The sequence below is a fragment of the Pseudomonas sp. NGC7 genome, assembly GCF_047159675.1.
GTDB lineage: Bacteria > Pseudomonadota > Gammaproteobacteria > Pseudomonadales > Pseudomonadaceae > Aquipseudomonas > Aquipseudomonas kermanshahensis.
Genome location: NZ_BAAFZY010000001.1, coordinates 4,865,489 through 4,883,253, shown reverse-complemented (window position 1 = coordinate 4,883,253; position 17,765 = coordinate 4,865,489). Strand labels below are relative to the sequence as shown.

At 62.0% G+C, this 17,765-nt stretch carries 1 protein-coding gene; it reads left to right on the top strand.

All coding sequences use genetic code 11. The features are described from left to right. Window positions 1-77: 77 nt before the first annotated feature. Window positions 78-17,681, top strand: coding sequence for a non-ribosomal peptide synthase/polyketide synthase (locus tag ACMCNM_RS21800; protein WP_412765391.1), 17,604 nt, complete (start codon window positions 78-80; stop codon window positions 17,679-17,681). Window positions 17,682-17,765 lie beyond the last annotated feature (84 nt).

Genomic DNA, 17,765 nt, shown 5'->3' with positions numbered 1-17,765 from the left:
CGATGCAGACCTGGACGACCTCCAGGACTTCATGAGCGAGCTTGAGGCAGTTTGAGATGCAAACGGATAACAGAAATTTGGAACTGGTAAAACGCTTCATTGGCCTGCCCCTGCCGCAGCGCAAGCTCTTTCTTGAAAAGCTCGCATCGAAGGGCATGAGCCTTGCGCAGTTACCGATCCCGCAGAGCCGTGGCGATGTCGACCCGATACCGCTTTCCTTTGCTCAGCAAAGGCAATGGTTCCTTTGGCAGCTGGAGCCGCAAAGTTCTGCCTATAACATTCCTGCTGCCTTGAAGTTCACCGGTACACTGGACATCAGCGCTTTGCAGCGCAGCTTCGAGTCGTTGATCGCCCGCCACGAAACGCTGCGTACTACCTTCCGGCTGGAGGATGAACAGGCCGTACAGGTCGTTCATCCGCACATGCCGTTCGCGCTGGTCGTGGAGCCGGTGGAGGCCATCGCGCCTTCTGTTCGTGCCTGCCTTGAAGCTGAGGCCCAGCTGCCCTTCGACCTGGAACATGGGCCACTGATGCGGGCCAGGCTGTTGCAGTTGGGGGCGCAAGAGCACGTGCTCACACTGACGTTGCACCACATCGTGGCTGACGGGTGGTCCTTGCCGGTGATGGTGCAAGACCTGGTCAAGCTTTATGAAGGGTTCAGCCAAGGCCGCGACGTGCAGTTGCCGGCGTTGCCGATCCAGTACGCCGACTACGCCATTTGGCAGCGGGCCTGGATGCAGGCGGGTGAACAGGAACGCCAACTGGCTTACTGGAAAGCACAGTTGGGGGATGAGCAACCGGTGCTGGAGCTGCCGACCGATCGTCCTCGCCCGGCGGTCCACAGCCAACAGGGCGCACGGTTGGAAATCCCTTTGGACGGGGAACTGGTCGGTTCGCTCAAGCAATTGGCGCAGCAGCAGGGCGTGACACCGTTCATGCTGTTGCTCGCCAGCTTTCAAACGCTGCTGCACCGCTACTCAGGGCAGGCGGATATCCGCGTGGGCGTTCCGATCGCCAACCGCAACCGTGCCGAGACGGAGCGCCTGGCGGGCTTCTTCGTCAATACCCAGGTGCTGCGTGCCGAGTTCGACCTGGGCATCACCTTTACCGAGCTGCTGGAGCAAGTCAGGCAACGTGCTTTGGGCGCGCAGGCGCATCAGGATTTGCCTTTCGAACAACTGGTCGAAGCGTTGCAGCCGGAGCGCAGCCTCAGCCACAGCCCGTTGTTCCAGGTGATGTACAACCACCAGACCGAGACCAAAAAAAGCGAAGGGCGCAACCTGCCAGGCCTGCTGATGGAGGAGTTGGCGGCGCAAAGCCATGTGGCCAAGTTCGACCTCGCACTGGACACGTTCGAGCACGAAGCGGGTATCAGCGCGGCGTTGACGTATGCGACCGATCTGTTCGACGCGGCCACCATTGAGCGCATGGCGGGGCATTGGCTCAACTTGCTCGTCAGCATCGCAGGGCAGCCGCACCAGCCTGTTGCGGGCTTGTCGATGCTGAGCCCGCAAGAGCAACAACGCGTCATCAGCGACTGGAACAGCACGCAAGCGGATTACCCTGCCGATAAAGCTATGCACCAATTGTTCGAAGCTCAGGTGCGTGTGTCACCCGACGCCCCGGCCTTGTTGTTTGGCGAACAGGTGTTGAGTTATGCAACGCTGAACGAACGGGCCAACCAGTTGGCGCACAGGCTTCGTGAGCAGGGGGTAGGCCCGGATGTACTGGTGGGCATCGCTATGGAGCGCAGCCCTGAAATGGTGGTTGGCCTACTGGCGATACTCAAGGCGGGTGGCGCCTATGTGCCGCTCGATCCTGAATACCCGCAGGACCGTATCGAGTACATGCTTGAGGACAGCCAGTCGGTCTTGCTGTTGTCCCAGTCGCACCTGCTTGCGCGCATGCCTGAGGAGTTCCATGCCAGGACCTTGTTGCTGGATCAGTTGTCGCTGCAGGCATACCCGGTAACCGATCCGGTCTGCCTGACCGAACCGGGCAATTTGGCCTACAGCATCTATACCTCTGGGTCCACAGGCAAACCCAAGGGTGTTCTGATCGAGCACCGCAACGTAACGGCGCTGATTGGTTGGGCACTGACGGTTTACAGCCAAGAGGACCTGTGCGGTGTGCTGGCCTCGACCTCGATCTGTTTCGACCTGTCGGTGTGGGAGCTGTTCGTCACGCTGTCGGCCGGAGGCTACGCGGTGCTTGCTGCCAACGCGCTGGAGCTGCCACACCTGGCGGCCAAAGACCGCGTACGCCTCGTCAACACCGTACCTTCGGCAATCAAGATGCTGCTTGAGAACGATGCCCTGCCGGCAACCGTTCGCACCATCAACCTTGCCGGGGAAGCGCTGAAGCAGTCGCTGGTCGACGATTTGTACGCGACCGGGCATGTGCAACAGGTTTATGACCTGTACGGCCCTTCCGAGGACACGACCTACTCCACCTTTACCCTGCGTTGCGCCAATGGCAAAGCCAACATTGGCCGGCCGATCGCCAACAGTGCGGTTTATCTGCTGAGTGAAGCGGTAATGCCGGTACCGGTAGGTGTAAACGGCGAGCTGTACATGGCCGGTGCGGGGTTGGCACGGGGTTATCTCGGCCGCCCAGGCATGACAGCCGAACGCTTCATTCCCGACCCGTTCGATGAGCAGGGCGGCGGCAGGATGTACCGTACCGGCGACCTCGCCCGCTACCAGGAAGACGGGCTGATCGAGTATGCCGGTCGCATCGATCACCAGGTGAAGATTCGTGGCTTCCGTATCGAACTGGGTGAGATCGAGGCGCGGCTGCAGGCCCAGGAGGCCGTCCGCGAAGCGGTCCTGTTGGCTCAGGATGGCCCAAGTGGCAAGCAATTGGTGGCCTATGTGGTACCGGCCGATGATGCCGTGATGCACACACTCGAGCAGCAGTCAGCGCTGCGTGATGCGTTGCGTGGCCAGCTCAAGCAAAGCCTGCCGGAGTACATGGTCCCGGCGCAGCTTGTGTTCCTCAACGCGTTGCCGCTGACGCCCAATGGCAAGCTGGACCGCAAGGCGCTTCCACAGCCTGATATCAGCGTGTTCCAAGCCCAGTACCTTGAGCCTCGTACCGAACTGGAACGCAGTATTGCTGCGGTCTGGGCGGGTGTGTTGAAACTGGAAAAGGTCGGGCTGACCGATAACTTCTTCGAGCTGGGTGGCGACTCGATCATTTCCTTGCAGGTGGTCAGCCGTGCGCGCCAGGCAGGCATCCAGTTCACGCCCAAGCAATTGTTCCAATTCCAGACCGTACAAGGCTTGGCATCGGTTGCGCGGTGTGCCGATAACGTTGTCATCGACCAAGGCGCAGTCACCGGCACCTCGCCGCTGACACCTGTTCAGCACTGGTTCTTCGATCAGGCGATGCCCCAGCCTGAGCACTGGAACCAGTCGGTACTGCTGGCACCCAGCGTATGCATCGACCCGCAGCATCTGGGTGCCGCACTGCAACACGTGCTGCAGCACCACGACGCGCTGCGCCTGGGTTTTGATCAGGCAGGCGGACGTTGGCAAGGCACGTTCAACGATGTCGATACCCAGGACGTGCTGTGGCATCGCTCGTTCAGCGACATGGACGCGCTTCTGCGCGCGGCCAGTGATGCGCAGCGCAGTTTCACGCTCGGTGGCCCCTTGATGCGGGTATTGCTGGGCACGTTGCCTGATGGTGACCAACGGCTGCTGTTGGTGGTCCATCACCTGGTCGTTGACGGTGTGTCATGGCGTGTACTGCTTGAGGATCTGCAGCAGGCCTATCTGTCAGTCTCGGCCGGCCAGCCTGTCGAATTGCCTGCCAAGACCAGCGCCTACAAGGCTTGGGCCGAACGGCTGCAGGCGTACGGCAAAAGCGCCGATCTGGCTCAGGAGCTGAGCTACTGGCACGCACAGTTGCAGCATGCTGACGACGATTTGCCCCGTGATCATCTGCAAGGCGGTAACCAGGTCAGGCACGCCGCCTACGCAAGCACCCATCTGGATGCACAGTGGACGCGCAAGCTTTTGCATGAAGCGCCCATGGCCTACCGCACCCAGATCAATGACCTGCTGCTCGCAGCGCTGGCGCGTGTGGTGGCCCGTTGGACCGGGCGGACTAACGTACTGGTGCGCCTGGAAGGGCATGGCCGTGAGGACGTGTTCGACGACCTGGACCTGACGCGCACCGTGGGTTGGTTCACCAGCATCTATCCGGTGACCTTGACCGCTCAGGCGCAACTCGACAGCTCGATCAAGGTCATCAAGGAGCAACTGCGGGCAGTCCCCAACAAGGGGATTGGATACGGGCTGCTGCGCTATCTTGGCAGCGATGACAGCCGGCAGGTGCTGGAGAGCCTGCCGCAGGGTGAAATTGTCTTCAACTACTTGGGGCAATTCGACGGCAGTTTTCAGGAGCAAGACAGCGTCTTCACGCCAGCCAAGGAGGATGGCGGGGCCAATCAAAGCGAAGAGGCACCCTTGGGCAGCCTGTTGGCACTGAACGGGCAGGTTTATGCGGGCGAGCTGAAAATGGGGTGGACCTTCAGCCGGGAACTGTTCGACGCGTCGACCATTCAGCGCTTGGCTGATGAGTATGCCCAGGAACTCAAGGCGCTGATCACCCATTGCTGCCAGGCGGCCAATCGCGGGGTCACGCCTTCGGATTTCCCGCTGGCCCGCTTGAGCCAGGCCGAACTGGACAGCCTGCCGGTACCCGCCGCCGAGATCGCCGATATCTACCCGCTGGCACCCATGCAGCAGGGCATGTTGTTCCATACGCTGTACGAGCAGTCGGCCGGCAACTACATCAACCAGCTCCGTGTAGACGTGGACGGGTTGGACGTGGAGCGCTTCAAGCATGCCTGGCAGGGCGCGCTGGGGGCGTACGATATTTTGCGAACCGGTTTCGTCTGGCAGGGAGACCTGGACCACGCGGTGCAGATCGTACGCAAGCACGTCGAGCTGCCGTTCACTGAACAGGATTGGCGCAATCAGCCAACGGCAGATCAAGCGTTGGACGCGTTGGCCGAGCGTGAGCGACAACGCGGCTTCGTGCTGGATGCAGCCCCCTTGTTGCGTCTGGTGTTGGTGCGTACCGGTGAGCAACGTCATCATCTGATCTGCACGCATCATCACATCCTGATGGATGGCTGGAGTACGTCGCGTCTGTTGGGGGAAGTGCTGCAGCGCTATGCCGGTCAGGCACTGCCGACCCAGAGCGCGCATTACCGCGAATACATCGCGTGGTTGCAGCGCCAGGATGCGGTTGCCGCTGAAACCTTCTGGAAGGAGCAATTGACGGCGCTGGAACAACCGACGCGTCTGGTGCATGCCATACGCATGGCGCCGGGTGAGCAGGCTTCGGGTCACGCAGCCTTCCACCAGGTTTTCGACCGCGAGCAGACCGCACGTGTCGAAGCGTTCGCCCGAGCTAACCGCGTCACGGTCAATACGCTGATGCAATCTGCGTGGATGCTGCTTCTGCACCGCTATACGGGGCAATCGACCGTGTGCTTCGGCGCTACGGTAGCAGGGCGACCGGCTGACCTGCCCGGTGTGGAGGAACAGATCGGCTTGTTCATCAACACCTTGCCTGTGATCGGTTCCCCTCGCGTGGAGCTGACGGTGGCTGAGTGGATCAACCAGGTGCAAGCGAGCAACCTTGCCCTGCGTGAGTTCGAGCACACGCCGTTGTACGAGGTGCAGCGCTGGGCTGGCCTGGGCGGTGAGGCACTGTTCGACAACCTCTTGGTGTTCGAGAGCTATCCGGTATCCGAAGCCCTCCAGCAAGGCGCGCCGGCCGGCTTGCAGTTTGGGGAGGTGGCAAACCGGGAGCAGACCAACTACCCCCTCAGCGTGGCAATCGGGCTCGGCAATGTGCTGTCCGTCCGCTACACCCATGATCGAACGCTGTGGAGTACGCAAGCGATCCAAGGGGTCGCCAGCCACTTCGCCAATCTGCTCGAGGCGCTCGTCGACAATGCCACCACGGCACTGGGCGACCTGCCTCTGCTGGATCCGCAAGCAGCTCGCCTGATGGTCTCGGACTGGAACTGCCAAGCCGCCGTCAGCACCGATGAGCGGAGTGTCAGCCAGTTGATCGAAGCGCAGGTAGCACAGACGCCTGATGCCGTGGCAGTGCTTTTCGAGGGGCAGTCGTTGAGCTATGCCGAGCTGAACCTCAGGGCTAACCAACTGGCAGGCCGGTTGCGTGAGCTGGGTGTAGGCCCTGATGTGCTGGTCGGTATCGCCATGGCGCGCAGCCTGGAGATGGTGGTGGGGTTGCTGGCTGTGCTCAAGGCGGGCGGCGCCTATGTGCCGCTGGACCCGGACTACCCCCAGGACCGCTTGGCCTACATGCTCGAGGACAGTGATGTTCAGCTGGTGCTGACGCAGGCATCATCGGTTGCGCACGTACCGGTGCCAGCGCGGATGCACTGCGTTGTCGTCGACCGACACGATGAATTTGCAGGTTACCCAGGCGAGAACCTGACGCAAACCAGCGTCGCGCAAAACCTGGCCTACGTCATTTACACCTCTGGCTCGACCGGCAAACCGAAAGGTGCAGGCGTTGATCAGCAAGCACTCTGTGGTCGCCTGCTCTGGATGCAGAACGCCTATGGCCTCAACGAGCACGATGTGGTCCTGCAAAAAACATCGTTCAGCTTTGACGTGTCCGTGTGGGAGCTGCTCTGGCCATTGACCTGTGGTGCCAAGGTGCTGCTGGCACGGCAGGGTGATCAGCGTGACCCGGCGCTTCTGATCGACCTGATTCGTGCCCACGGCGTCACGACGCTGCACTTCATTCCGTCCATGCTCAAAAGTTTCCTCGACGCGGAGCACGTTGCCCACTGCCATAGCCTGAAGCGTTTGTTCTCTGGTGGCGAGGCCATCACCCATGACCTGCTCAACAGGGCCCTGGAGTGCTTGCCGCACGTGGCAATCTACAACCGTTACGGCCCGGTCGAGGCGACGATCAATGCGACTCACAGTGAGCGTTTGAGCGTTCGGCAGGGCGACGTCGAGATCGGCAAGGCGCTGCCTGATACGCGGATCCATATCCTCGACTCGGGCCTCAATCCGGTGCCGGTTGGCGTCTGTGGAGAGCTGTACATCGGTGGTAAAGCCCTGGCACGCGGTTATCACCGCAAGGCCCAGCTCTCGGCAGAACGGTTCATCCCCGATCCGTTTGGAGCCCCGGAGGGTGAGCGCCTGTACCGCACCGGTGACCTGGCGCGCTACCGCATCGATGGGGTCGTCGAGTACGTCGGGCGTATTGACCATCAGGTGAAAATTCGCGGTTTCCGTATCGAACTCGGTGAAATCGAAGCGCGCCTGCAGGCGTTACCAGGGGTGCGTCAAGCCGTGGTATTGGCTCAGCCAGGGCCGCAGGGACACCAGTTGGTGGGTTATGTGGTGCCGACCGAGCCATCGGTGATGCAAGGCGGCTCTGATACTCAGTCGACGCTGCGTGATGCCCTGCGGGTCGAACTCAAGGCCGCACTGCCTGAATACATGGTGCCTGCACACTTGCTGTTCCTGGATCAGCTGCCGCTGTCGCCGAATGGCAAGCTGGACCGCAAAGCCCTGCCACACGCGGATGCCAGCCTGTTACAGCAGGCCTACCTCGAACCGCAAACGGACCTGCAGCGTACGATTGCAGTGATCTGGGCGGACGTATTGAAACTGGACAAGGTGGGGCTGGCCGACAACTTCTTCGAGTTGGGCGGCGACTCGATCATTTCCTTGCAAGTGGTCAGCCGGGCACGTCAGGCCGGCATTCAATTCACGCCCAAGGAGTTGTTCGAGCACCAGACGGTACAGGGGCTGGCATCGGTTGCCCGGTTGTCGGCAGGCTTGAGCATCGACCAAGGCCTGGTCGTGGGCGACATGCAGCTGACCCCGATCCAGCGTCGCTTCTTCGATGCGGATATCCCCGAGCGCCATCACTGGAACCAGTCGTTGCTGCTCACGCCGAATACCGCACTGGAAGCGGATCGACTGAATGCGGCGTTGCACGCGTTGCTTGCGCATCACGATGCGCTGCGTTTGCAGTTCGCACCGTCAGGTGGCAATTGGTCGGCCAGCTTCGGCACAGCAGCGCCGTCAACGTTGTTGTGGACCCGTACGCTGCGCGACGACGAAGCGCTGCGCGGGCTTGTCGACGAGGCGCAACGCAGCCTCGACCTGGAACAAGGGCCGTTAATGCGTGCGGTGCTCGCGTTGCTGCCTGATGGTAGCCAGCGGTTGCTGCTGGTGATCCACCACCTGGTCGTGGACGGTGTTTCATGGCGGGTATTGCTGGAAGACTTGCAACAGGCCTATGCCTCGTTGGGCTCCGGCCAAGCGCCGAGCTTGCCGGCCAAGACCAGTTCGTTCCAGGCCTGGGCCCAACGCTTGCAGGCCTATGCCAGCAGCGTCGAGCTGGCGCATGAGGTCAGCTATTGGCAAGGTAGCCTGCAAACGGCACGAGGCGCGTCGTTGCCTGTGGACCATCCGGGTGGCGAAAACCTGGTCAGGCATGCCGCCTCGGTGACGACCCGCTTGGATAAAACCTGCACCCGTCAGCTCTTGCAGGATGCGCCAGCGGCCTATCGCACGCAGATCAACGACTTGTTGCTGACCGCGCTGGCGCGGGTGCTTAGCCGCTGGATAGGGCAGCCGGACGTGGTGGTTCGTTTGGAAGGGCATGGACGGGAGGATGTGTTCGATGACCTCGATCTGACCCGCACCGTTGGATGGTTCACCAGTGTTTATCCGGTGAAATTGACCCCGAGCGCTGGCATGGCTGATTCGGTCAAAGCGATCAAAGAGCAACTGCGCGCGGTGCCTGAAAAAGGCATGGGTTATGGTGTGCTGCGCTTCCTGGGGAGTGACGAACAGCGTCAGGCACTGGCGCAGTTGCCACAGGGTGAGATTGTCTTCAACTACTTGGGCCAGTTCGACGGCAGCTTCGGCGATGAGGCAGGCCTGTTCGTTCCCGCTAAAGAGTACAGCGGTGATACCCATGACCAAGCCGCGCCACTGAGCAATCTGCTGGCAATCAACGGTCAGGTGTATGCCGGTGAGCTCAAACTTGGCTGGACCTTCAGCAGTGCGTTGTTCGATGCGTCGACGGTGCAACGCCTGGCCGACGAGTACGCTGAAGAGCTCAAGGCGTTGATTGCCCATTGCTGCGTACCCGGGCATCGCGGGTTCACCCCGTCGGACTTCCCGCTGGCACGTTTGAGCCAGGTACAACTGGACCACCTGCCCGTGGCGGCGGCTTCGATCGCCGATGTCTATCCATTGTCGCCGATGCAGCAGGGCATGCTGTTCCACACGCTCTACGACCAACAGGCCGGCAACTACATCAACCAGTTGCGCGTCGATGTCGAGGGGCTGGATGTACTGCGCTTCAAGCAGGCCTGGCAGGCGGCGTTGGATGCGCACGACATTCTGCGCACCGGGTTTGTCTGGGAAGGGGACCTGGACCAGCCGATGCAGGTGGTCCGAAAGCAGGTGACGCTGCCGTTCAGCGAGCACGACTGGCGTGGAGCACCAGCGCTCGAAGCGGCGCTGCAAGCATTGGCCGAAGACGAGCGACAGCGTGGTTTTGCGCTTGATGAGCCGGCGCTACTGCGCCTGGTGCTGGTCCGTATCGACGATGACCGTTACCACCTGATCTATACCAACCACCATATTTTGATGGATGGCTGGAGCACCTCGCGCCTGCTGGGCGAAGTCCTGCAGCGTTATGCTGGCCCGACGACCGGGTTCCAGGCCACGCACTATCGGGATTACATCGCCTGGCTGCAACGTCAGGATACGGCAGTTGCCCAAGCCTTCTGGCAGGCCCAGCTGGCCGCGCTCGACGAGCCGACGCGCCTGGCCCAGGCCATTGCCGGTTGCGCAGGCGATGCCGGCAGCGGCTACGGTGATCATCGCCTGGCCCTCGATGCCGAGCAGACCGCACGCATCGAAGCCTTCGCCCGGGCTAACCGCGTCACCGTCAACACCTTGGTGCAATCGGCCTGGCTCCTGCTGTTGCAGCGCTATACCGGCCAAGCCAGTGTCTGCTTCGGCGCCACCGTGGCCGGCCGCCCGGCAGATTTGCTAGGCGTTGAGGAGCAGATCGGCCTGTTCATCAACACCCTGCCGGTGATTGGTGCACCCCGTGCCGAGCAGCGTGTCGGCGAGTGGATCGCCCAGGTTCAAGGCTGCAACCTGGCGTTGCGCGAGTTCGAGCACACCCCGCTGTACGACGTGCAGCGCTGGGCCGGGCAGGGCGGTGACGCGCTGTTCGACAGCATTCTGGTGTTCGAAAACTACCCGGTGTCCGAGGCGCTGCAACAAGGCGCGCCCGGGCGCTTGCGCTTTGGCAACGTGGCCGTACAGGAGCAAACCAACTACCCACTGACCCTGGTGGTTGAGCTGGGTAGCAGCCTGGCGATGCACTACAACCACGACCGTACGCAGTGGAGCGACCAGACCATTGGCCGCCTGGCCGCCAACTTTGCGGATTTGCTGCAGGCACTGGTCGCGGATGCGGATGCAGCAGTTGGCGAGCTGCCGATGCTGGACCTGCAAGAACGGCAGTTGATGGTCGAAGGCTGGAACGACACCGTCGCGGCGTACCCGAATGAGCGCAGCATTCACTCACTGATCGAAGCCCAGGTGTTCGCCACCCGGGACGCCCCGGCGTTGGTGTTTGGTGAGCAGACCCTGAGCTACGCCGAACTCAACGGCAAAGCCAACCAGCTGGCGCACAAGCTGCGTGAACTGGGCGTGGGCCCGGACGTGCTGGTGGGCATCGCCATGGAGCGCAGCCTGGAGATGGTCATCGGCCTGCTGGGTATCGTCAAAGCCGGTGGCGCCTATGTGCCGCTGGACCCGGAGTACCCGCAGGACCGCCTGAGCTACATGTTCGAGGACAGCGGCATTGCCTTGCTGCTGACCCAGTCGCACCTGCGTGATGCCTTGCCGATCCCGGCTGGCCTGCGCAGCCTGGATCTGGACAGCGAAAACCTCGATGGCTACAGCGATGCCAACCCAGGCATCGACGTAGCCCCGCTGAACCTCGCCTACGTGATCTACACCTCCGGCTCCACCGGCCGCCCGAAAGGCGCCGGCAACAGCCACCAGGCACTGGTCAACCGCCTGTGGTGGATGCAGAAAGCCTATGGCCTGGACGCCAGTGACAGCGTGCTGCAGAAAACCCCGTTCAGCTTCGACGTGTCGGTGTGGGAGTTCTTCTGGCCGCTGATGACCGGTGCGCGCCTGGTCATGGCCCAGCCGGGTGCCCACCGCGACCCGCAGCTGCTGGTCGACACCATCAACCAGTACGCCATCAGCACGCTGCACTTCGTGCCGTCGATGCTGCAGGCGTTCATGACCCACGAAGCGGTGGAAAGCTGCCGCAGCCTCAAGCGTGTGGTGTGCAGTGGCGAGGCATTGCCGGCCGAGCTGGCGCGCCAGACCCTGCAGCGCCTGCCAGGGGCGGGCCTGTACAACCTGTACGGCCCGACCGAAGCGGCCATCGACGTCACCCACTGGACCTGCCGCCCGGACGAACGCATCAGCGTGCCGATCGGCCAGCCGATCGACAACCTCAAGACCCACATCCTCGAAGGCAGCCTGCAACCGGCGGTACGCGGCAGTGCCGGCGAGCTGTACCTGGGCGGCGTAGGCCTGGCCCGTGGTTATCACCAGCGCCCGGCGCTGACGGCCGAGCGCTTCGTGCCTGACCCGTTCAGCGACAACGGCGGGCGCCTGTACCGCACCGGTGACCTGGCGCGTTACAACACCGATGGCGTGATCGACTACGCCGGGCGTCTCGACCACCAGGTGAAGATCCGCGGGTTGCGGATTGAGCTGGGTGAAATCGAAGCGCGCCTGCTGGAATTGCCAGCGGTGCAGGAAGCGGTGGTGCTGGCCCAGGACGGGCCGAGCGGTAAACAGTTGGTGGGCTATGTAGTACCCGCCGACAGCACGCAAAACGAGGGCGCGTTGCGCGACAGCCTGCGTGAAGCCCTCAAGGCCGGCCTGCCGGATTACATGGTGCCTACGCACCTGCTGTTGCTGAGCACGCTGCCGGTAACACCGAACGGCAAGCTGGACCGCAAGGCCCTGCCGCAACCGGATGCCAGTTTGCTGCAAGGCGAATACATCGAACCCCAGACCGAAATGGAGCAGCAGATCGCGGCGATCTGGGCAGATGTACTCAGGTTGGAACGCGTCGGCTTGAGTGACAACTTCTTCGAGTTGGGGGGCGACTCTATCGTGTCGCTGCAGGTGGTCAGTCGCGCACGCCTGCAAAACATCCAGTTCACGCCCAAGGAATTGTTCCAGGCTCAAACAGTTCAAGGCCTGGCAGCCGTGGCCCGCCGCGCGGCGAGTGCTGTCATCGATCAAGGGCCGGTAACCGGCGTCACGCCGCTGATACCGATTCAGCACTGGTTCTTCGAGGCGGATATTCCTCAGCGACACCACTGGAACCAGTCGGTACTGCTGACACCGAGTGAACGACTGGACTCGGATACGCTGGACGCGGCTTTGCTCGCACTGGTCGAGCACCATGATGTACTGCGCTTGCGCTTCGAGTCGAAGGGGGGCGCCTGGCAAGCCGAGTTCCGCGAAGCGCTACCCCATCAACTGTGGACGCGCTCAGCGGTCAATGCAGACGACCTTCAGCCTCTTGTCGAAGAAGCCCAGCGCAGCTTGAGCCTGGAGCAGGGCCCGCTGGTGCGGGCGGTGCTGGCTAACCTCGCCGATGGCAGCCAACGCGTGCTGCTGGTGATCCACCACCTGGTTGTGGATGGTGTGTCGTGGCGGGTGCTTTTGGAGGATTTGCAACAGGCATACCAAGCACTGCGGGCCGGTAATGCGCTGCGCTTGCCGGCCAAGACCTGCGCGTTCAAAGTCTGGGCGGAGCATGTACAGCGTCATGCCACCAGCCCTGAGTTGCAGGCCGAGCTGGGCTTCTGGCAAACACAACTGCAGGGCGCCAATGACGCGCTGCCGTGTGACCACCCGCAAGGCGAAAACCTGCTCAAACATGCGGCGTCGGTCAGCACCAAATTGGACCGCGAGACCACGCGGCAACTGCTTCAGCAAGCCCCGGTGGCCTATCGCACACAGATCAACGACTTGCTGCTGACTGCGCTGGCCAGGGTAGTGGGCCGTTGGACGGGGCGCCCGGACGTGTTGGTGCGCCTGGAAGGCCATGGTCGGGAAGACCTGTTCGATGGCATCGACCTGAGCCGCACGGTAGGCTGGTTTACCAGCATGTATCCGATCACCTTGCGCCCTCACGCTGGCCTGGCCGACTCGATCAAGGCCATCAAGGAGCAATTGCGCGCAGTACCCAATAAAGGGGTCGGGTATGGTCTGCTGCGATACCTGGGCGGGGACAACGCGCGTGATGTGCTCGCGGCGCTGCCCCAGGGGGAAATCGTGTTCAACTACCTGGGGCAGTTCGACGGTAGCTTTGACGGCGAGTCGGGCCTGTTCGTGCCTGCCAAGGAGTACGCGGGTGCTAACCAGGACGCAGACGCGCCATTGCCCAGCTTGCTGACAGTGAACAGCCAGGTGTATGGCGGCGAATTAAAGGTGAGCTGGAGTTTCAGCCGCGAGCGGTTCGACGAGGCGACACTCAAGCAGCTGGCGGACGCGTATGCCGATGAGTTGAGAGCGTTGGTGGCCCACTGCTGCGAACCGTCCCATCGAGGTGTCACACCCTCGGACTTCCCATTGGCGGGCCTTACCCAGGCTCAGCTGGACAGCTTGCCGGTTGCAGCTGCGGACATTGCCGATCTCTACCCGCTATCCCCGATGCAGCAGGGCATGCTCTTCCACACGCTGCAGGGCTCGGAAGCCGCGCTCTACATCAACCAGACCGCAGTAGAAGTCGAAGGCCTTGAAGTCGAGCGTTTCATCGCGGCATGGAACCATGTGATTGCGCGCCATGACATCCTGCGTACCGGCTTCTGGTTGTCTGCCAAAGCAGACCAGCCGCTGCAAGTGGTCCATCGCCACGCCACCCTGCCTGTGCAAGTGCTTGACTGGCGCGGCCGTGATGATACCGCTCAGGCATTGCAAGACTTGGCTGCAAGGGAGGCGGCAGAAGGCTTTGACCTGATGGCTGCACCGCTGATGAGGTTGACATTGGTCAAGCTCGAAGACGCACGCTTGCACCTGATCTGGACACGCCATCACATCCTGATGGATGGCTGGAGCAACTCACGCCTGCTGGGCGAGGTGCTGCAGCATTACCACGGTCATGCTGCCAAGGCGCCGCTCGGCCGCTTCGCTGACTACATCCGTTGGCTGGGCGAGCAGCCGCAAAGTGCGCTCGAGACGTTCTGGAGCAGTAAGTTGCAAGGGTTGGAAAGCCCGACGCTGCTGGCGGGCAGCATAGCGCCACAGCCTGATGCCAAGCAGGTTGGCCATGATGCCCTGTATCTGAAATGGGACCGCCAGCAGACTTCGCGTTTACGCGAACAGGCACAGCGTCTGCGCGTCACCCCGAACACCTTGATTCAGGCCACTTGGCTGTTGCTCTTGCAGCGCTATACCGGGCAATCTACGGTGTGCTTCGGGGCCACGGTAGCGGGGCGGCCAGCAGGTTTGGCCGGCGCCGATGAGATGCTCGGGCTGTTCATCAATACCTTGCCAGTGGTGCAGTCAGCACAACCTCATCACGTTGTCGCTGAGTGGGTACGTCAGCTTCAGGCCTACAACCTGGAACTGCGAGACCATGAACATGCTGCCTTGTCTGACGTCCAGCGTTGGGCAGGGCGCGCGGGGCAACCGCTGTTCGACAGCATCGTGGTCTTCGAGAACTATCCAGTCGATGAGCGTCTGCGCGAGGAAGGGGCTGGCACGCTGCGGTTCGGTGAAGTCAGTAGCCGTGACGTGACCAACTATGCCATGGACCTCGCCGTACACCTGGGCGAGACCTTGTCCGTCGAGTTCCTGTACCTGCGAAACCGCTTGACTCATGCGGCAACGGACATGATCCGCGGCAGCTTTGAGCGCTTGCTCACCGGCATACTGGATAACCCGAACGCAGCGATAGGCAGCCTGGACATGCTCACGCCGATGCAGTCGCTCAAGGCACGCGAGCGCAACCAACTGCAACCTAAGCAACAGGGCCTGCCGTTGCTGGCTGAGTGCATTGCCCAACACGCGGTAGCCAGGCCGCAAGCCGTGGCTGTCATCTGTGCTGGGCAGCAACTGACGTATGCGCAACTGGACGAACGCGCCAACCGCCTTGCGCACCATTTGATCGGCCTGGGCGCGCAGCCAGAAGCGACCGTGGGGGTTGCGCTGGAGCGTTCGGTCGAGACGATCGTGGCCTTCCTGGCAGTGATGAAAACCGGCGCGGCCTATGTGCCACTGGACATTGACTACCCGCAGGAACGTCTGCAGTGGATCGTGGAGGATTCGCACATGCACCTGCTGCTGACCAGCAGCAGCCTGCGTGAGCGTTTGGGCGACGTACAACACGTGGTGGCTCTGGACCAGTTGTCGCTGTCGCAGCTGCCGTCGACTGCACCTCAGCTTCAGGTACAGGAAGACAACCTCGCTTACCTGATCTACACCTCTGGCTCTACCGGCAAGCCGAAAGGTGTGGCGGTAAGCCATGGGCAAATCCGCATGCACTGCCATGCCATCGCCCAGTTGTATGAGATGGACGAGGCCACGCGCGAGTTGCTGTTCATGTCGTTTGCCTTCGACGGAGCCCAGGAGCGGTGGCTTTCCACCCTGTCCTCCGGTGGTTGCCTGGTGGTTCGCGAGAACCGCTTGTGGACCGCGGAAGAAACCTGGCAGGTGCTGCAGGCACAAAGCATCGATATTGCGTGCTTCCCGCCAGCCTACCTGCAGCAGTTGGCCGAGTTCGCCGAGAGTCAGCCAGAGGCGCCACCTGCGGTACGCATCTATTGCTTCGGCGGGGATGCGGTACCCGATGCCTTGTTCGAATTGGTCAAGCGCACCTTGCAACCGCAGTACTTGACCAATGGTTATGGGCCTACAGAAACGGTAGTGACGCCGATGCTGTGGAAGGTATCGGCACAGCAGCGTTGCGAGGCGGTGTATGCGCCGATCGGTGATCGGGTCGGCCAGCGCACGTTGCATGTACTCGATGATGACCTCAACCCGCTGCCCGAGGGTGTCGCGGGTGAGCTGTACATCGGGAGCGAGGGTGTGGCGCGGGGTTACCACCAGCGCAGTGCCCTGACGGCCGAGCGTTTCGTTGCCGACCCCTTCGCCGAAGGTTCGCGCCTGTATCGGACGGGGGACCGCGTGCGCCGCCGTGCTGACGGGGTGATCGATTTCATTGGGCGACTGGACAGCCAGTTGAAGGTGCGCGGCTTCCGTATCGAACCGGGCGAGATCGAAGCGCGCTTGCGTAACCTGGCCGATGTCAGGGATGCCGTAGTCGTGGCGCGTGAGGGCGCTGCCGGCAAACAGCTGGTCGGGTATGTGGTCACCGGTACGGCCGCAACCGATGCGACGCAGCTGCGTGAGGCGCTTCGTGCCGAGCTGCCTGACTACATGGTGCCTGCGCAGTTGGTGCTGTTGCCGACGCTGCCGCTCACACCTAATGGCAAAATCGATCGCAATGCATTGCCTGCCCCTGAGTTTGCAGCACAGCGGCAGCGGATTGCACCGCGCAATGCCGTGGAGCAGGCCTTGGTGAACATCTGGCAAGAGGTGCTGGGCGTGCAAAGTGTGGGTGTGGACGACAACTTCTTCGAGCTTGGCGGTGACTCGCTGCGGGTGCTCAAGATGTTGTCGAAGGTCCGCGCCAGCGATGATATTCCGATAGAGCTGAAACTGCGGGACGTCATGGCTAAACCGACCATCGGTGAACTCAGTGGCTATGCCGCCGCTGATGAAAGCCTCGATCCTTTGTTGCTGCTCAACAGCCGGGTGCCCGATGTGGCCCCCCTGTTCTGCCTGCACGCGGGCTTTGGTACGGTGTTCGATTATGAACCACTGGCCCGACGCCTGGAGGGGCGCTGCAGCGTATACGGTGTGCAATGCCGAATGCTGCTCGACCGTGACTGGGTGGACGATTCGCTTCAGTCGATGGCCATCGATTACGCCCAGTACATCCGCCAGAAGCAGCCCGAAGGGCCTTACCGCCTGCTGGGTTGGTCGTTGGGGGGGACGCTGGCCGTGCTGGTGGCCCAGGAACTGGAAAGCCAGGGCCAGCAGGTATCGTTGCTCGGGCTGGTCGACAGCTTCATTCCGGGGACCGAGCCAAATGACGTGCAAGGTGACTGGAGCGATGACCTACGCGGCTTCCTGGGTGTCGTGTTGGGCGTACCCAAGGAACAACTGGCTATTGGCTCAGTGCCAGCCGGTACTGCAACTGCAATGCTGGAGCAGGTGATCGACGAGGTCTGCGCGATGCAGGGTGGGCAGTCAGCGTTTGCCGAAGTCGGCAGCGCTGAATTGGCTCATACATTCATCGTTGCCATGCGGCTGAAGGTGTTGTCGCAAGGGGGCGAGCCGCTTCCGGCCACCCAGGCATTGGCATCGTGCTGGTGGGCAGGCGGCAGCGTGAGCCCTGCCTGGACCCATGCCTATGCTGAAAGCAACGCTGTCTTAGCTGGCCACTATGACATCCTCAAGCATGCAGAGGTGATCGAGAGCCTGGTGGCGAAGTTGAGGGAGGTGGATACGGTCGTGTAGCAACGGCCTTGTAGAAGTACCAAGAGGGGCTATCCGTACGGGATAGCCCCTTTTTGTATGTAGGCGTAAATGGCGCTCGCCTTT